12 protein-coding genes are annotated in these 17,033 nt (G+C 72.9%); 8 read left to right on the forward strand and 4 right to left on the reverse strand.

The window, feature by feature from the left end; all coding sequences use genetic code 11:
* Both sucB and ABD343_RS23680 read left to right on the forward strand, forming a co-directional pair.
* Positions 1–1,048 (forward strand): 2-oxoglutarate dehydrogenase, E2 component, dihydrolipoamide succinyltransferase (sucB, locus tag ABD343_RS23675; RefSeq protein ID WP_344531327.1); only part of this gene is annotated, 1,048 nt, incomplete at its 5' end.
* Between the two features lie 152 nt (positions 1,049–1,200).
* Positions 1,201–2,469 (forward strand): CapA family protein, encoded by a 1,269-nt coding sequence (locus ABD343_RS23680; RefSeq protein ID WP_344531328.1) that lies wholly within the window; start codon positions 1,201–1,203, stop codon positions 2,467–2,469.
* 1 nt (position 2,470) lies between these two features.
* Here ABD343_RS23680 and ABD343_RS23685 read toward each other — a convergent pair whose 3' ends face one another.
* Complete coding sequence (locus tag ABD343_RS23685; RefSeq protein WP_344531329.1) at positions 2,471–6,394, reverse strand: nSTAND1 domain-containing NTPase; 3,924 nt, start codon at positions 6,392–6,394, stop codon at positions 2,471–2,473.
* Between the two features lie 182 nt (positions 6,395–6,576).
* Here ABD343_RS23685 and ABD343_RS23690 point away from each other — a divergent pair, with 182 nt between their 5' ends.
* The 4 genes from ABD343_RS23690 (at position 6,577) to aceE (ending at position 12,539) form a co-directional block, all read left to right on the forward strand.
* Positions 6,577–7,437 (forward strand): hypothetical protein, encoded by an 861-nt coding sequence (locus ABD343_RS23690; protein ID WP_344531330.1) that lies wholly within the window; start codon positions 6,577–6,579, stop codon positions 7,435–7,437.
* A 17-nt stretch (positions 7,438–7,454) separates the two neighbouring features.
* On the forward strand, positions 7,455–8,822 hold the full coding sequence (locus tag ABD343_RS23695) for a copper amine oxidase (protein ID WP_344531331.1): 1,368 nt from the start codon (positions 7,455–7,457) through the stop codon (positions 8,820–8,822).
* A gap of 129 nt (positions 8,823–8,951) precedes the next feature.
* Positions 8,952–9,581, forward strand: a complete 630-nt coding sequence (locus ABD343_RS23700) for a GntR family transcriptional regulator (RefSeq protein ID WP_344531332.1) — start codon at positions 8,952–8,954, stop codon at positions 9,579–9,581.
* 240 nt (positions 9,582–9,821) lie between these two features.
* Positions 9,822–12,539, forward strand: a complete 2,718-nt coding sequence (gene aceE / locus ABD343_RS23705; RefSeq protein WP_344531333.1) for a pyruvate dehydrogenase (acetyl-transferring), homodimeric type — start codon at positions 9,822–9,824, stop codon at positions 12,537–12,539.
* 110 nt (positions 12,540–12,649) lie between these two features.
* Here the strand turns inward: aceE and ABD343_RS23710 are convergent, their stop codons facing one another.
* Both ABD343_RS23710 and ABD343_RS23715 read right to left on the reverse strand, forming a co-directional pair.
* Entirely contained in the window at positions 12,650–12,763 is a 114-nt protein-coding gene (locus ABD343_RS23710; RefSeq protein ID WP_344531334.1) for a methionine/alanine import family NSS transporter small subunit, read from the reverse strand.
* On the reverse strand, positions 12,763–14,292 hold the full coding sequence (locus tag ABD343_RS23715) for a sodium-dependent transporter (protein WP_344531335.1): 1,530 nt from the start codon (positions 14,290–14,292) through the stop codon (positions 12,763–12,765). The genes ABD343_RS23710 and ABD343_RS23715 overlap by 1 nt, the downstream gene beginning before the upstream one ends.
* Positions 14,293–14,376: 84 nt before the next feature.
* Here ABD343_RS23715 and ABD343_RS23720 point away from each other — a divergent pair, with 84 nt between their 5' ends.
* Complete coding sequence (locus tag ABD343_RS23720; RefSeq protein WP_344531336.1) at positions 14,377–15,354, forward strand: helix-turn-helix transcriptional regulator; 978 nt, start codon at positions 14,377–14,379, stop codon at positions 15,352–15,354.
* 74 nt (positions 15,355–15,428) lie between these two features.
* On the opposite strand, the gene ABD343_RS23725 is transcribed toward ABD343_RS23720, so the two are convergent.
* Positions 15,429–16,355 (reverse strand): SDR family oxidoreductase, encoded by a 927-nt coding sequence (locus ABD343_RS23725; RefSeq protein WP_344531337.1) that lies wholly within the window; start codon positions 16,353–16,355, stop codon positions 15,429–15,431.
* 152 nt (positions 16,356–16,507) lie between these two features.
* Between ABD343_RS23725 and ABD343_RS23730 the strand changes: the two genes are divergently transcribed.
* Entirely contained in the window at positions 16,508–17,032 is a 525-nt protein-coding gene (locus ABD343_RS23730) for a DUF4240 domain-containing protein (protein WP_344532216.1), read from the forward strand.
* The last annotated feature ends 1 nt before the right edge of the window (position 17,033 follow it).

The following is a 17,033-nucleotide window of genomic DNA, read 5'->3' on the forward strand; positions in this document are numbered from 1 at the left end:
GGCGCAGCCCGCGCCCGCGGCCCCGGCGCCGCCCGCGCAGCCCGCTCCGGCGCAGCCCGCTCCGGCTCCGGCTGCCACGGCCCCGGCGGCTCCGGCCGCCCCGGCCCCGGCGCAGGCCCCGGAGGGCGACGGCGCGTACGTCACCCCGCTGGTCCGCAAGCTCGCGTCCGAGCAGGGCGTGAACCTGGCCTCGGTCAAGGGCAGCGGCGTCGGCGGCCGTATCCGCAAGCAGGACGTCATCGCCGCGGCCGAGGCGGCCAAGGCGCAGGCTCCGGCGGCCCCGGCGGCCTCCTCCGCGCCGAAGACGCCGAAGCTGGAGGCCTCGCCGCTGCGCGGCCAGACCGTCAAGATGCCGCGCATCCGCAAGGTCATCGCGGACAACATGATGAAGGCCCTGCACAGCCAGGCGCAGCTCTCCACGGTCGTCGAGGTCGACGTCACGCGGATCATGCAGCTCCGGGCCCGTGCCAAGGAGTCCTTCGCGGCCCGCGAGGGCGTCAAGCTCTCCCCGATGCCGTTCTTCGTCCAGGCCGCGGCGGAGGCGCTGAAGGCGCACCCGTCGATTAACGCCCGGCTGAACGACGACGGCACCATCACGTACCACGACGTGGAGAACGTCGGCATCGCGGTGGACTCGGAGAAGGGCCTGATGGTCCCGGTCATCAAGGAGGCCGGGAACCTCAACCTGGCGGGCATCGCCCGCAAGACCGCCGAGCTGGCCAAGAAGGTCCGCGAGGGCGGTCTGGGCCCGGACGACATGTCGGGCGGCACGTTCACGATCAGCAACACCGGGTCGAGGGGCGCGCTCTTCGACACGATCATCGTGAACTTCCCGCAGGTCGCCGAGCTGGGCATCGGCGCCACCGTGCGCCGCCCGATGGTCGTCAACCACCCGGACCTGGGCGAGACCATCGCCATCCGCGACATGGTCTACCTGACCCTGTCCTACGACCACCAGCTCGTGGACGGCGCGGACGCGGCCCGGTACCTGAACGACGTCAAGGCCCGCCTGGAGGCCGGCGAGTTCGAGGGCGAGCTGGGGCTCTGAGCACCCCCGGCGACCTCTGAGCGGGAAACACAGCCCCGCCCGGTGCGAACCGGGCGGGGCGCCCTTCGTTCGTAGGGATTCCCTGAGCCGTACGGCCGATCCCCCCGGCATGTCTGCCGGGGGGATTTTCGTACTTACCGGTTCGTGGTCATATGACGACCACACGATTCAGACGGACTCGACGCGCCCGGGGCGTCGCCGCGGTGCTCATCGCCGCCGCGCTCCTCGGCTCCCTCGCGAGCTGCGGCGACGGCGGCGACGGTGAAGGTGACGGCGGCACCGTGCGCTCCTCCGGGGAGCACGGCCGGGCCGGGGACGCGGACCGCAGCAAGGGCAAGTCCCCGGCGGCGGCGCGGGCGGCGGAGGACGACGACGAGGACGACGAGGACGAGAAGCTGCGCCCCTTCTCGCTCGTCGCCACCGGTGACCTGCTCGTCCACGACTCGATCATCCGCCAGGCCAGGGCCGACTCGGGCGGCTCCGGCTACGACTTCCGCACGATGCTCGCGGCGGCCAAGCCCGTGGCGAGCAAGGCCGACCTCGCGATCTGCCACATGGAGACGGTCTACGGCGAGGATGACGGGCCCTTCAGCGGCTACCCGGCGTTCGTGACGCCGCCGCAGCTCGCGCGGGCCGTCAAGGACACGGGCTACGACTCGTGCTCCACGGCCTCCAACCACACCCTGGACGACGGCTCCGACGGCGTGGAGCGCACCCTCGACGCGATGGACGAGGCCGGGCTGCGGCACGCGGGCTCCGCCCGCTCGGAGGCCGAGTCCACCCGTCCGGCGATGTTGCGCGCGGGCGGCGCGAACGTCGCGCAGCTCGCGTACACGTACGGCACCAACGGCATCCCGCTCCCCGAGGACAAGCCGTGGACGGTCAACATGATCGACCGGGACCGGATCATCGCCGACGCGCGCGCCGCCCGTAAGGCCGGGGCCGACGTGGTGGTCGTCAGCCTGCACTGGGGCACCGAGTGGCAGGAGGCGCCCGATGCGACGCAGAAGTCGCTCTCGCGGAAGCTCACCGCGTCCCGGAGCGGCGGCCGCAAGGACATCGACCTGATCCTCGGCACCCACGCGCACGTCCCGCAGGCGTACGAGAAGGTCAACGGGACCTGGGTCGTCCACGGGATGGGCGACCAGATCGCCGGGAAGATGGACGACCCGCGCGGCACGATGGGGTCGGCGGCCCGCTTCACCTTCGCGCCGCCCCGCACCCGGGACGGCTCGTGGACCGTCCGCAAGGCCGAGTATCTGCCCTTCCTGATGGAGACCACGCCGCGTCACACGCTGGTGAACCTCGCGGCGCCCGCCGCCCGGAAGGCCGGTTACGAGCGGCAGCGCGCGTTTTCCACCATCACCGAGGCCGTGCTGAGCCGGGGCGCCGCGAAGGACGGCCTGCGGCTGGGCCGGTAGGTCAGCACGTCTCCCGGTACGGGACGTCCGGGAGCGAGGCCTTCCACTGGGCGGGCGTGAGGCCGCCGTGGGCGCGGGCGCAGACCCGGGGCGCGGCCTGTTCGGGGCTCGCGGGGAAGCGGCGTACGGGGGTGTGGGTCCCCGCGGCGTGGAGCGTGGCGCCGTCGGGGCTGAAGCCGAGGGCCGTCAGCGGGTCGCGGCCGGTGGGCATCGCGGTGCCCAGCGGCTGGTGGGAGGCGGTGTCCCAGAGGCGGAGGGTGCCCTCGTCGCCCGCGACGGCGAGGGTCGCCCCGTCCGGGGAGAAGGCGAGGGCGCTGACGGGCTCGGGGGTGGCGCCGCCGATGTCGCGGGAGGTGCCGGTGAGGAGGCCGAGGCTGCGGCGGCCCCGGCCGTCCCAGAGGGTGACGCGGCCGGACTCGTCGCCCGCGGCGAGGTAGCGGCCGTCGGGGCTGTAGGCGACGGTGCTCGTCTGGTCCTGGGTGAGGGCCCGGCGGAAGCGGCGGCCCGTGGCGGGGTCGAGGATGTGGCCCTGGGTGGTGGCGACCTCGTTCCGCAGCGGGTGCGGGGCGAGTCCGGAGCCGCCGGTGTGCCGCAGGACGCGCAGCCGCTCGCCGCCGCGGGTGTCCCACACCTCGACGGCCTCGTTCTCGGGGATGCGGGAGACGAGCAGGGTGTGGCCGTCGCGGGCGAAGGCCATGCCCTCCGCCTCGTTGAGCCGGTGGCGGTCCCTGCCGCGCGGGGTGAGGTCGAGGGCGCGGACGCGGCGCTGGCGCTGGCTGTCCCACAGCTCGACGCGGTCCCTGGAGCCGCCGGTCTCCTGGGGGCTGCTGACGCCGTAGGCGAGGGTGCGGCTGCCGCCGTTGAAGGCGAGCAGGGGTGTGCAGTCCAGGGCGGGTTCGCCGGGGGCGGTGCGGCTCCCGGCGGGCGGGTGGCAGCCGGGGGACGGCAGGCGGTCGACGACCTGGCCCGTGCGGCCGTCGCGCATCTCGAAGACCACGTCGTTCCCGGTGTGCCGGGCGGTGGCGAGGCGGCGCCCGTCGGGGCTGAAGACGGCGTACGGGGCGCCCTTGCCCCGGTGCCGGTCCCGGTGGACCCCGGCGAGCGAGAGGGAGCGGACGATCTGGCCCTTCCCGGCGAGGTAGCGGATGACGCCGTGCTCGGCGTCGATGCCGATGTCGCCGACGAACTCGCTGACCAGCGGGTAGCGCAGGATCGCCCGCCTGGGCCCGGCGCGGCGCCAGACGACCAGTTCCTCGGTGTCGGTGGCGGCGATCAGCTCGCCGTCGGTGCTGACGGCCATGGAGCTGAGGCCGCGCAGCCCGTACGAGCGTCCCGCGCGGCCGGTGCGCGCGTCGCGGGCGTGGATTCCCTCGCCGTCGAGGGAGAGCAGGTCGCGGCCGTCGGGCGTGAACTCGACGGTGGTGCCGCGGCAGGCGGCGCGCCGGGCCTTCTCCGGCCAGCGGGACCCGGCGCGGGCGGGCTCGGCCGGGGAGTCCGGCCCGGCGCCGGGGTCCAGGTGCCACAGTTCGAGCGGGCGGCCCTCCGCGCAGACGGCCGCCAGCGCGCCGTCCCGGGAGAGCGCGGCGGTGGGGCCGTCCTGCCGGGTGGGGAACCGTCGTTCGAAGAGCTTGCGGCCCCGGCGTACGTCCCAGAAGGCGAGGGCGTCGTGGTCGGGCGTGTCGTCGCTCAGGGCCAGGACGCGGCCGTCGTGGCTGAGCCCGACGGGCCTGCCCCGGGCGCCGCGCAGGTGCCGTGCGGGCGCGCGGCGGGTGAGGTCGCGGGCGCTGATCCGCATCTCCTCGTCGCTGGTGACCAGCGTGCGGCCGTCGCGGCTGAGCAGGGAGCCGCCGGAGGAGGTGGGGTCGGCGCCGGTGCCGGGGCGGGCGGAGATCCGGCGGTGGTCCGGCACGTTCCAGCGCTCCAGCCTGCGGCGGTCGGTGCTGACGACGGTCCTGCCGTCGGCGCTGAGGAACCGCTCGGTCTCGCCCGCCGAGTCGCCGCCCTGCGTGCCGCCGGGCAGGGTCAGCGCGTCGGACTCGGGCTGGGAGAGCGCGCCGAGCAGCGCGGAACGGGTCTCGGGGGTGTCCGCGAGGCGCCAGGCGGCGACGGACAGCCGCATGGCGCGCCGGGGTTCGGAGATCCGCATGCTGTCGGCGACGGCCGCGATACGGCGGGCCTCGGCCTCGATGTGCTGGCGGTCGTTGGTGCGGGTCTGCTGCCAGGCGACGACGCCCGCGAGCATGGCGAGGACGAGCAGCGCGCACAGCGCGGCGGCCCCGCCGCGCAGCCGCCGCCGTTCGCGGAGCCGGGCGCCCTGGCTGGCGGTGAGGAACTCGCGCTCCAGGCGGCTGAGTTCGCCGTCCTCGGCGGGCAGCCCGGCGAAGCGCTCCTCGACGGCGGTGAGCCTGCTGCCCCGGTAGAGCGCGCCGGGGTCGCGGGCCAGCTCCTCCCACGTACGGGCGGCCTCGGTCAGGCGGCGGTGGGCGCGCAGCCGGGCGCGGTCCTCCTCGATCCAGGCGCGCAGCCGGGGCCAGGAGGTGATCAGGGCCTCGTGGGCGAGGTCGACGGTGTCCTCGTCGAGGGTGAGCAGGCGGGCGCCGGCGAGGCGTTCGAGGACGAGGGCGGTGTCGGGGCCGTCGTCGGCGCCCTCCGTGGGGGCGAGTTCGTCGCGGGCGGCGGGGCGGCGGGTGTCGCCGGAGCCCTCGCCGGGGGCGATGAGGCGGAGCAGGATGCGGCGCGCGAGGGTGGCCTGCCGGGGTGACAGCTCGGAGTAGACGCGCTCGGCGGTCTGGGCGACGGCGCCGTGCACGCCGCCCGCCGCCTCGTAGGCGTCCAGCGTGAGCGTACGGCCCTTGCGGCGGCGCCAGGTCTCCAGCAGCACGTGGGACATCAGGGGCAGGCCGCCGGGTTCGCCCTGGGTCTCGTTCACCAGCCGGGCGGTGAGGGGGCGTTCGACGAGGAGGCCGCGTGCCGCGGCGGGGCGGACGATGGCCTCGCGCAGCTCGGCGGGGCTCATGGGGCCGACGAGGAGATTGGCGTCCCGCAGCGCCTCGGTGAGGCCGCGGTGTTCGGCGCAGCGCCCGTAGAAGTCGGCCCGTACGGCGATCACGACGCGCAGCCGGCTTCCGGGGTCGCGGGCGGCGAGGAGGCGGCCGAGGAAGCGGGAGCGTTCCCCGGGGTCGTGGCAGAGGGTGAAGACCTCCTCGAACTGGTCGACGAGCACCCATGTCTCCCCCTCCCCCTCGGCGGCCACGAGCGCCCGCGCGTGCGTACGGTCGGGGTGCGGCCCGGGGGTGAGGATCCGCACCGCGGCGGGCCGCCCTCCCCCGGCGCAGGCCCTTTCCCCGCGGCACTCCCCGCAGCACTCCTCGCGCGCTTCCGCCCGGTGGCCCCCGGCGTCCCGTCCGCCATCCCGTCCGCCGTCCGCCGCACCCCGGAGCCGGGGTATGAGGCCCGCGCGGAGGAGGGAGGACTTGCCGCTGCCGGAGGGGCCGAAGACGGCGGCGAAGCGTTTGTCCCGTACGAGGTGGAGGAGTTCGGCCGTCAGGGCCGTACGGCCGTGGAACGCGGCCTCGTCGCCGGGCTCGAAGCGGGCCAGGCCCCGGTACGGCGGCTCCTCGGTCTCCTCCTCCGGCGGAGTGGGCGCGGTCGCGCGCGCCGTCTCCTCCTCCGAGGCCTCGCGCCAGCGCCGCTCCCACTCCTCGCGGTCGCCGCCGCACGCGGTGGCGTAGGCGAGCGCCACGGGCAGCGACGGCAGCCGTTCGCCCGCGGCGGCCTGGGAGAGCGTGGTCACGGAGTAGTCGCAACGGGCCGCGAGCCGGCGGTAGGTCGGACCGCCCGCCTCCTGGCGGAGCTTGCGCAGCTCGTACGCGAAACGCTGGACCGGGCCCTCCGCCGGATCGACCGGCGATTCCCTGCGCCCCACCTCTCGGGTTCCCCCTTTGCCCCTTTGCCCCCGTCTTCCCTTGTTCCCCCGGTCTGCCGCCACCGTACGGGAATTGTTCGGCCCGCTGGTCAGGGGGTGCCGAACAACCGGAAGACGGCTGGAATCGGTGCGAAGCGCACGGCGGGGAGCCGTGCGGACGGCACACGCAGGGGGCTGACCACATGCCTGACGAGGGGGACTCGAAGACCGCGGGGGAACCCGGGGAAAGGCCGGGGGAAGAGGCGGCGCGCACGCGGGCGCCCGACCACCGCTCGGCGGTGCGTCGCATGCTGTGGGGGACGGTGGTGGCCGTCGCGGCCACGGCGGGACTGATCGCCGTCACCGTCCCCCTCAGCGCCTCGGGCGACGACGCCGACGGGCGCGGGGACGCGCGCGGGACGAACACCTCGGCGTCCCGGGAGGGGGAGCCCGCCCGCGCGGAGGCGGCGCCCGATCAGGACGAACCGGGGCAGGGGCGCGAGCCGTTGACGGCCAGTGAGCGGGAGAAGGCCACGAAGGCGGCGCTCGCGGGGGACACCTCGCTCCGCGCGACGAGCGAGGACGTGAAGGGCGAAGAGGGCCCGCCGCAGCACCTGTCGACCGATCTGTCCGACGAGGGAAGCGGCGGCCGTACGGCGGAGGTCTACTTCTACGACTACAAGGACGACACCGCCGTCCACAAGACGGTCGATCTCGCCACCGGCAAGGTGACCGCCTCCGAGAAGTCGAGGAACACCCAGCCGCCGCCGTCCCTGACGGAGGCGCGCGCCGCGGCGTCGCTGCTGGTGAAGGACGAGCTGGGCGCGGGGCTGCGGGCGGACTACGAGCGCGCCAGGGGCGAGAAGCTGACCCGCGACACACAGCTCGCCGTGCGCGGCCTGACCTACCGCCCGCACGACGACCCGGCGGGGCCGCTCGCCTCCTGCGGACAGGAGCGCTGCGTACGGCTGTTCACGCGGGTCAAGGGCGGCCCGTGGATCGACACCAAGAACTTCGTCATCAACCTCAGCGACCGGTCCGTGCACCGGATCGGCACCGACTGAACGGGGAGCCACGACACATGCGCACAGGACAGACTCCCGGCAGGGCCCGCACGACGCGCAGGACGGCGGCCCTCGCGGCCTCCGCCGCCGCGGTCCTCACCGTTCCCGCGCTGGCGGCCGTTCCCGCGACCCCGGCGGCGGCCGCGCCCGGCGCCCCGAACCCGGACTGCCGTACGTCCAACGCCATCCAGCAGACGATGCGCGGCGGCGTGTGGCGGATGTGCTGGCACACGACCAGCACGGCCGGACTGGTGCTGGAGGACATCTCGTTCCAGCCCAAGGGCGAGGCGAAGCCGATCAGCGTCCTCAAGAGCGCGAAGCTCGCGCAGATCCACGTGGCGTACGACAACGCCGCGGCGGAGTACGAGGACCTGACCGAGATGACGCTCGGCGACTACCCCGAGCCGCTGCGCGGCAAGGACTGCCCGGGCGGCACGCTGAAGAAGATCCCCCGCGTCGACGACGAGGCGGACGAGCCGCGCCACAAGATGATCAACGGGCTGTGCGTCACCACGGCCGAGCGCGGCTTCGCGTACCACGGCAACAGCGGGGACATCGGCGAGGCGACCGACAAGAAGGACGCCGAGCAGGGCCAGGACCTGGTGATCTACACGGTCAACTCGGCGGGCTACTACCACTACATCAACCAGTGGAACTTCTCCGACGACGGCACCATCACGCCCAAGGCGGGCGCCACCGGCAACCTCTCGCCCAGTGACTTCGACGCGTCCGACGGCCAGGGCTGGCCGGTGGGCAAGGGCGGCGCGAAGGACCGCGCGGTCAGCCACCACCACAACATCTTCTGGCGGCTGAACTTCGGCCCGGACGGCGCCCCGGGCCGCGTCGAGCAGTACGACACCAAGCACACCGGCTCGAAGGACGGCATCCCGACCTATCGGACCTCGCGCACCCGGGTCGCCAAGGAGAAGGGCGGCGACACCAGCCCCAAGGCGGCACGCTGGTGGCGGGTGGTCAGCAAGAAGGGCAAGAACGCGGACGGGCACGCCCGTTCCTGGGAGCTGGTGCACCACAACCCGCGCAAGTACGCGGGACGCCCGTTCACGAAGTACGACGTGTACTTCACGCAGTACAAGAAGAACGAGCAGTACGCGAGCGGCAACAACGACTTCGGCCGGGGCCGCCCCGCGCACGTCGGCAAGTTCCTGAACGGCGAGCAGCTCAAGCACCCGATCGCCTGGGTGAACGTGGGCTTCCACCACATCGCGCGCGACGAGGACCAGACCCCGATGCCGGTCCACTGGCAGGGCTTCTCCGTCGCCCCGCGCGATGTGACGGCCATGAGTCCGCTCACACCGGACCGGCTGCGCAAGCCGCAGTACAACGGCGAGCCGCAGTTCCTCGGCGAGGAGTCGGCCCGCCGCTGAACCGCCGGCGGGTCTCCCGGTGCCGCTCCGCGGCGCGTACCGTCGCTCACACTCACCGCGACGGAGTGGCACCGGGTGCCGGGGTGGGTCGTATCGTCTAGGGCACCGTCCCTGCCGCTAGGAGCGCCCATGATTCCGGCCGTCGTCCATTCCCTGCGCGAGCAGATCCGCGAGCACATCGTGGAGGGCATCGTGAGCGGGCGGTGGAAGCCCGGGGAGCGGATCGTGGAGCGGCGGATCGCGAGCGAGCTGGAGGTCAGCCAGACGCCGGTGCGCGAGGCGCTGCGGGAGCTGGAGACGCTGCGGCTGATCGAGTCGGCGCCGAACAAGGGCGTCCGGGTGCGCGAGCTGAGCCGGGCCGACCTGGAGGAGATCTACCCGGTGCGGGCCGGTCTGGAGCAGATCGCCGCCGAGCTGGCGGCGCCGCGCCTGGCGGGCGACGTCTCGGCGCTGCGCCCGCACGTGGACGCGCTGTACGAGGCGGACCGGCAGGGGAACGGCGAGGCCCAGGTGCGGCACACCGTCGCCTTCCACCGGGAGCTGGTGCGCGCGGCGGGGAACAGCGTCCTGCTGCACACCTGGGAGAGCCTGGGCATCGAGGTGTGGACGGCGCTCTCGATCCGCTGGCTGGGCACGGTGCAGCAGTCGTACGCGGAGGAGCACGAGGCCGTGCTGGCGGCGCTGGAGCGGGGCGATCCGGGGATCGGGATGCTGGTCAAGCAGCATGTGCTGGGCTGCGCCCCGGCTCCGCGCCCGTAGTCCGGACGACACTTCCGTCCGTAGGCCAGAACCTGACACGGAGTGCCCGTTTTCAGGGCACGGAATGCCAATTTCGCCCTGCGGGCGTTTTTTACCCCCGGATGCTTTGATCGATCATCGATCACGGGCGTAAGGTCACTTCGTTGGGTCCCCCTGTCCTGCCCAGTCAGGGTCGCTCCCGTCCCCCGGGAGCCCTCTCCCGACCGCACAACGTGTCCGCCCGTCCGGAAGGTGGCAACCATGCCCGATGCCGTACGCCCGCCGCAGCCCAGTGAGCTGGACCAGCTCCCGGACCGCGACCCCCAGGAGACCGCCGAGTGGCGGGAGTCGCTCGACGCCGTGACCGCCCATGCGGGCGAGGAACGGGCCGCCTACCTGCTGCGCCGCACGGTGGAGCACGCCGAACGGAGCGGGCTGCCCGTCTCCGGCCCGCTGGAGACGGAGTACGTCAACACGATCCCGACCTCCGCCGAGCCCGACTTCCCGGGCGACGAGGCCATGGAGTCCCGGATCACCGCCTGGAACCGGTGGAACGCGGCGGCCATGGTCACCCGCGGCAGCCGTGACGGCCTCGGCGGCCACATAGCGACCTACGCCTCGGTCGCCTGGCTCTACGAGACGGGCTTCCAGCACTTCTTCCGCGGCAAGGAGGGCGCCGACGGCGGTTCGGGCGACCAGCTCTACCTCCAGGGCCACGCCTCCCCCGGCATCTACGCCCGCGCTTTCCTCGACGGCCGCCTCACCGAGGCCCACCTCGACCGCTTCCGCCGCGAGGCCGCGCCGGGCCCGGTCGAGGGCCTGCCCTCGTACCCGCACCCGCGGCGCCTCCCCTGGCTGTGGGAGTTCCCGACCGTGTCCATGGGCCTCGGCCCGCTCTCCGCGATCTACCAGGCGCGGTTCAACCGCTACCTGCACAACCGCGGGATCAAGGACACCTCCGGCTCGCACGTGTGGGCGTTCCTCGGCGACGGCGAGATGGACGAGCCCGAGTCGACCGCCGCACTCGCCCTCGCGGGCCGCGAGCAGCTCGACAACCTCACGTTCGTCATCAACTGCAACCTGCAGCGCCTCGACGGCCCGGTCCGCGCGAACTTCAAGATCGTGCAGGAGATGGAGTCCCAGTTCCGCGCCGCGGGCTGGAACGTGATCAAGTCGCTGTGGGGCTCCGCCTGGGACGAGCTGTTCGCGCTCGACACCACGGGCGCGCTGGTCCGCCGGCTGCGCGAGGTGCCGGACGCCCAGTTCCAGACGTACGCCACGCGCGACGCCGGCTACATCCGCGAGCACTTCTTCGGTGCGTCGCCGGCGCTGGCCGAGCTGGGCAGGCTGGTCACCGACGACAAGATCGTCGAGCTGTTCCAGACCTCGCGCGCCGGTCACGAGCCCCGCAAGGTCTACGCGGCCTACCGCGCGGCCGTCCAGCACAAGGGCGCGCCGACCGTGATCCTGGCCCAGACCGTCAAGGGCTGGACCCTCGGCCCGGGCTTCGAGTCGCGCAACGCGAACCACCAGATGAAGAAGCTCACCGGCAAGGAGTTCCGCGCCATGCGGGACCTGCTGGAGCTGCCGATCCCGGACAGCAAGCTCGACGACGAGATCGTGCCCTACGTCCACCCGGGCCCGGACTCCCCCGAGGTGCGCTACCTCCAGGAGCGCCGCGCGGCCCTCGGCGGCCCGGCCCCGGCCCGCAAGGTGCACCCGGTGGGCCTGCCGACGCCCGCCGAGAAGCCGTTCGAGGCGCTGAACAAGGGCTCCGGCTCGCAGGAGATCGCCACCACGATGGCGTTCGTCCGGCTGGTCAAGGACCTGATGCGGGACAAGGAGACCGGCAAGCGCTGGGTCCCGATCGTCCCCGACGAGGCCCGCACCTTCGGCATGGAGTCGCTCTTCCCGTCCGCCGGGATCTACTCCCCGCTGGGCCAGACCTACGACCCGGTCGACCGCGACCAGCTCCTGTACTACAAGGAGGCCAAGGACGGTCAGATCCTCAACGAGGGGATCACCGAGGCGGGTTCGCTGGCCGACTTCACGGCGGCGGCGACGTCGTACGCGACGCACGGCGAGCCGATGATCCCGTTCTACATCTTCTACTCGATGTTCGGGTTCCAGCGGACCGCCGACCAGTTCTGGGCGCTCGCCGACCAGCTCGGCCGAGGCTTCGTCATCGGCGCCACGGCGGGCCGTACGACGATGACGGGCGAGGGCCTCCAGCACGCCGACGGCCACTCCCACCTGCTGGCCTCCACCAACCCGGCGGCCGTCTCCTACGACCCGGCGTTCGCCTACGAGGTCGGCGCCATCGTCAAGGAGGGCCTGCGCCGGATGTACGGTCCGGACGCGGACCAGCAGGAAGACCTCTTCTACTACCTGACCGTCTACAACGAGACGAAGGTCCAGCCGCCGATGCCCGAGGGCGACGGCGTGGAAGAGGGCATCCTCAAGGGCCTCTACCGCTTCCGTGAGGCGGACGCCGCCGGGCTCGGCCTCGCGGAGGACGCCCCGCGCATCCAGCTCCTCGCCTCCGGCACGGCGATCCACTGGATCCTGGACGCGCAGAAGATCCTCGCCGAGCAGTGGGGCGTGGCCGCCGACGTGTGGTCCGCGCCGTCCTGGACGGAGCTGCGCCGCGAGGCGATGGACTGCGACGCCGCCGCGCTCCGCGGCGAGCAGCGCGTCCCGTACGTCACCCGTGCCCTCTCCGGCGCCCCGGGCCCGGTCCTGGCCGTCTCCGACTGGATGCGGGCGGTTCCGGACCAGATCAGCCCCTGGGTCGAGCAGGACTGGTCGTCGCTGGGCACGGACGGCTTCGGCCTCTCCGACACGCGTGACGAGGCCCGCCGCCACTTCGGCGTCGACGCCCAGTCGATCGTGGTCGCGGCCCTGGCCCAGCTCGCCCGCCGGGGCGACGTCAAGCCGGACGCGGTCCGCCGCGCCGCCGAGGCCTACGGCCTGGCCTGAGCCTCCCCGCTCCTGGCCGCGTTCGGCCCCTCACCCGTCTCCGGGTGAGGGGCCGAACGCCGTTGGGGCCCGCGGTGGTCTCAGTCCGACTCAGTCCGCCTCAGTCCCCCTCAGTCCGACTCCGGCACGTCCGGGTGACGGCGGAGGTTGAGGATGGCGGCGACGAGGCCGCCCCAGACGATCACGATGGCCGTGGTCATCATCACGATGGCGCCGGTGGACATCAGCGTGCCTCCTTCTCTGCCTGGGCCGGTGTGTCCTGGTCGGTGGCCGGAGCTCCGCGCCAGGGGATCAACGAGATCAGGATGCCCACGAGCAGGGCACCGCCCGCGACGCCCCAGCCCGCCCACGCGAGGAAGCTCGTCGGCATACCCCCGTAGTTCTCGTCGAGCTCCGTGCGCAGGCTGTCGACCATCATCCAGCCGAGCACCAGCGGGGTGATGACCGCGAGGCACACCCGCCACCACAGGCCCAGCCGGAGGGCCGAGGTCTCGTCGGCGTGGGCCTGGAAGAACGACAGCTTCCGCAGCACCCAGCCGACGACGATCAGGAAGGCGAGCGCGGCCAGCACGATGCCGTACTGGTTGATGAAGTGGTCGCAGGCGTCGAGGATGTGCAGCCCCGCGTCGGTGGGGAAGACCGCCAGGGACGCGACCGCGGTCACGCCGCCGACCGTCAGGACGGCGGGGAGCCGGCGCATGCCGGTGCGGTCCTGCACGGACGAGACGATGACCTGCACGATGCTGATCAGCGAGGTCAGGCCCGCGATCGCCAGCGAGAGGAAGAAGAGCACGCCGAAGAAGGGGCCGCCCGGCATCTCGGAGATGATCGCCGGGAAGGCGATGAAGGCCAGGCCGACGCCGCTCGCGACGACCTTGTCGACGGCCACGCCCTGCGCCTGTGCCATGAAGCCGAGCGTCGCGAAGACGCCGATGCCCGCGAGGATCTCGAACGAGCTATTCGCGAAGCCCGCGACGAGCGCCGAGTTCGACAGGTCGGCGCGCCGTCCCAGGTAGGAGGCGTAGGTGACCATGATGCCGAAGCCGATGGACAGCGAGAAGAAGATCTGCCCGTAGGCCGCGATCCAGACGCTGCCGTCGGTGAGCGCGTCCCAGTCGGGCGAGAACAGCGCGTCGAGCCCCTTCGACGCCCCGTCCAGCGTCAGCGCGCGGATCACGAGCGCGACGAAGAAGACCAGCAGCATCGGCATGAAGATCTTGTTGGCCCGCTCGATGCCGCGCCGCACGCCGAGGGCCAGGATGACCAGCACCACCGCCCACACGAGGAGCAGCGGCCAGAAGACGCCGCCGACGAACTCGGAGGGCCCGCCGGGCTTCGCGGCCGCGTGCAGGAACTCCCCGCCGAAGAAGGCCTCGGGGTCCTTCCCCCAGTCCTTGCCGAAGGAGAAGCCCGTGTACCGCACGGCCCACGCGACGATGGTGGCGTAGTAGGTGGCGATGACGAAGCAGATGGCGACCTGCCACCAGCCGATGGCCTCGGCCGGGCGCGTGAGCTGCCGGAAGGCCGCCGGGGGCGACTGCCGGTACTTGCGGCCCACCGTGTATTCGAGAATGAGCAGCGGAAGCCCCGCCGTCAGCAGTGCGATCAGATAGGGCAGCAGAAAGGCTCCGCCGCCGTTTTTGTACGCCTCGGCCGGAAAACGCCAGATGTTTCCCAGGCCCACGGCCGATCCGATCGCGGCCAGCAGGAAGCCCGTTCTGGAGCCCCACTGCTCACGATTTTCCTGTGCCATATCCCGTTCCTAGATCGATTTTGAACTTACGGAACGTTAACAGCGGGCAAGATACCCGGCGAGGGACGAGGCACAATGCTCACCATGCGAGCATCCCGCCTGATCAAAATGGTGCTCCTTCTCCAGGCCCGCCGCGAGATGACCGCCGCCGAGCTGGCCGAGGAGCTGGAGGTGTCCGAGCGGACCGTCTCCCGCGACGTCCTGGCCCTGTCCGAAGCGGGCGTCCCGGTCTACGCGGACCGGGGCCGTACGGGCGGATACCGGCTGGTCGGCGGGTACCGCACGCGGCTGACCGGCATGGGCAGGAGCGAGGCGGAGGCACTGTTCCTGTCCGGAGTGCCCGGCGCGCTGCGGGACATGGGGCTCGACGACGTCGCGTCGGCGGCCCGGCTGAAGGTCTCGGCCGCGCTGGACCCCACGCTGCGGGACGTGCAGGACAGCACGGCCCAACGCTTTCACCTGGACGCGCCGGGGTGGTGGAACGAGCCGAAGACGCCGCCCCTCCTGCCGGACCTCGCGGACGCGGTCTGGTCGGACCGGCGCGTCCTCGTGCGCTACCGCCGCAAGGACGGCGAGGTCGAACGGGAGCTGGAGCCGTACGGGCTCGTGCTCAAGGCGGGCGTCTGGTATCTCGCGGCACGCACGGACGGCTCGTGGCGGGTGTACCGCGTGGACCGCTTCACGGAGGTCGAGCGGGGCGCCGAACGGTTCGAGCGGGACCCCGAGTTCGGGCTCGCGGAGTTCTGGGCGGACAGCTCGGCCGAGTTCGCCCAGGGGATCCTGCGCGCCGAGGCCACGCTGCGGCTGACCCGGGACGCCGTACGGCGGCTGCCGCACGTCACCGACCGCGCGTCCGCCGGGGAGGCGCTCGCGGCGGCCTCCCCGGCGGACGAGGACGGGCGGGTCGTGGTGACGCTGCGCGTGGAGAACGACGAGGTGGCCTTCAGCCAGCTCTTCCAGCTCGGCCCGGAGTGCGAGGTGCTGGCGCCCGCGTCACTGCGCGAGCGCTTCGCGGACGCCGCCCGCCGCACGGCGGCGCTGTACGGGCCGGGGACGGCCTAACGCGGCGCGCCCCCCGTACGTCCGCCGCCCGCGTACGCCCGTACGCCCGTACGCCCGTCACCCCCGTACGCCCGTCACCTGTACCCCGTCACGTCCGCCGGCTTGCCCGCGTGTTCGACCTCTTCGAGGTAGCGCCAGGCGTCCGGTGCCGAGCCGTCGACGTCCGTGAAGCCGTAGACCTGGGCCAGGCCGCCGCTGGAGAGCGAGCGGCCGTTCCAGCGTGCGACGTCCGGGTCGCCCGCCAGCGCCGCCAGTGCCCGCCCGACGAACGCCGGGGACTCCGAGATCGCGAAGTGCGGGTCCTTTTCGCAGCCCTCGCGCCACTGCTCCTCGGTCACCTCGAAGTGCGTGTCGAGCATCGCCTCCGAGCGCAGCCACCCCGGCGTGAGACAGACGGCGGTCGCGCCGTACTCCTCCAGTTCCCGCGCGAGGTTACGGGCCATCCGCAGCGGCGCCGCCTTCGCGAGGTCGTAGTAGAAGGGCTCCCGGTAGTGCGCGCCGTTGAACTCCTCGGTGCCGTCCGTCACCTCGACGACGAGTCCGCCGCGGTTCCGGATCAGCAGCGGCAGCGCGTACCGGCTGGTGATCAGATGTGCCTCGACGCCGAGGCGCAGGACCCGCAGCCCCTTCTCCAGGTCGTGCTCCCACAGCTTCTTGCCCCACTCGACGAGGTGGTCGCCGCCCCAGGCGTTGTTGACCAGGATGTCCAGGCGGCCCTGCTCGCGCTCGATCCGCGCGACGAGGGCCTCGACCTGCTCCGGTTCGAGGTGGTCGGTGCGGACGGCGACGCCGGTGCCGCCCGCCTCCGTCACCAGTTCGCCGGTCCCCTCGATGGTCTCGGTCGTCCGGCCGATCTCGCTGACGGAGTCGCGTGTGGTGCGCCCCGTGACGTAGACCGTGGCTCCCGCGCGTCCCAGCTCCACCGCCATCGCGCGCCCCGAGCCCCGGGTCGCCCCCGCGACCAGGGCGATCCTGCCTGCCAGCGGCTGTTCTCCGGTCATGCGTCGGTCCTCTCGTGTCGTTCCGCGTGCTCCGCCTCCGACGGTGTCACCGAAACGCGACAACCTCTGTCGGGATTGACGGATAACGACACAGCCGCATCTGGCGCACTCCACGTGCGTGACAGGGCCTCAGGCCCGATGCTGAGGGCGTGATGGACGAGATGGAGTTCTGGGAGCTGATCGATTCCACCCGCGAGGCCGCCGAGGGCGACCCCGAGGAGCAGACGGACCTGCTCGTGGAGCGGCTGGCCCAGCTCGATCCGGACGCCGTGACGTTCTTCGCCCGGCACTTCGAGGCCCGTTACAGCCGCGCGTATCAGTGGGACCTGTGGGCCGCCGCGTGGATCCTGCTCGACGGCGCGAGCGACGACGCGTTCGACGCGTTCCGCTGCTGGCTGATCGGCCAGGGCCGGGAGATCTTCGAGGGCGCCGCGCACGACGCGGACTCGCTCGCCGACCTGCTGCCCGCCTTCGACGAGGAGCTGGACGGCGACGCGGAGGACCTCGGCTACGCGGCCGACGAGGCGTACGAGCAGCTCACCGGCACCGTCCTGCCCGACCTCGGCCTCCCCGAGCCCCCGTCCGACCCGGAGGGCGTGCCGCTGGACCTGGAGGACAGCGAGGCCCTGGCGGAACGGTTGCCCAAGCTCTGGCAGCGGTTCGGCACCCGCCGCTGAC

It is taken from the genome of Streptomyces albiaxialis, from assembly GCF_039530985.1.
GTDB lineage: Bacteria > Actinomycetota > Actinomycetes > Streptomycetales > Streptomycetaceae > Streptomyces > Streptomyces albiaxialis.

What these genes read in the sequence shown, in the direction of transcription:
- ABD343_RS23725 (WP_344531337.1), bottom strand. Translation starts at nt 16,355, where the DNA reads ATGACCGGAGAACAGCCGCTGGCAGGCAGGATCGCCCTGGTCGCGGGG.
- ABD343_RS23690 (WP_344531330.1), top strand. Translation starts at nt 6,577, where the DNA reads ATGCCTGACGAGGGGGACTCGAAGACCGCGGGGGAACCCGGGGAAAGG.
- ABD343_RS23695 (WP_344531331.1), top strand. Translation starts at nt 7,455, where the DNA reads ATGCGCACAGGACAGACTCCCGGCAGGGCCCGCACGACGCGCAGGACG.
- ABD343_RS23710 (WP_344531334.1), bottom strand. Translation starts at nt 12,763, where the DNA reads ATGTCCACCGGCGCCATCGTGATGATGACCACGGCCATCGTGATCGTC.
- ABD343_RS23700 (WP_344531332.1), top strand. Translation starts at nt 8,952, where the DNA reads ATGATTCCGGCCGTCGTCCATTCCCTGCGCGAGCAGATCCGCGAGCAC.
- ABD343_RS23680 (WP_344531328.1), top strand. Translation starts at nt 1,201, where the DNA reads ATGACGACCACACGATTCAGACGGACTCGACGCGCCCGGGGCGTCGCC.
- ABD343_RS23715 (WP_344531335.1), bottom strand. Translation starts at nt 14,292, where the DNA reads ATGGCACAGGAAAATCGTGAGCAGTGGGGCTCCAGAACGGGCTTCCTG.
- aceE (WP_344531333.1), top strand. Translation starts at nt 9,822, where the DNA reads ATGCCCGATGCCGTACGCCCGCCGCAGCCCAGTGAGCTGGACCAGCTC.
- ABD343_RS23720 (WP_344531336.1), top strand. Translation starts at nt 14,377, where the DNA reads ATGCGAGCATCCCGCCTGATCAAAATGGTGCTCCTTCTCCAGGCCCGC.
- ABD343_RS23730 (WP_344532216.1), top strand. Translation starts at nt 16,508, where the DNA reads ATGGACGAGATGGAGTTCTGGGAGCTGATCGATTCCACCCGCGAGGCC.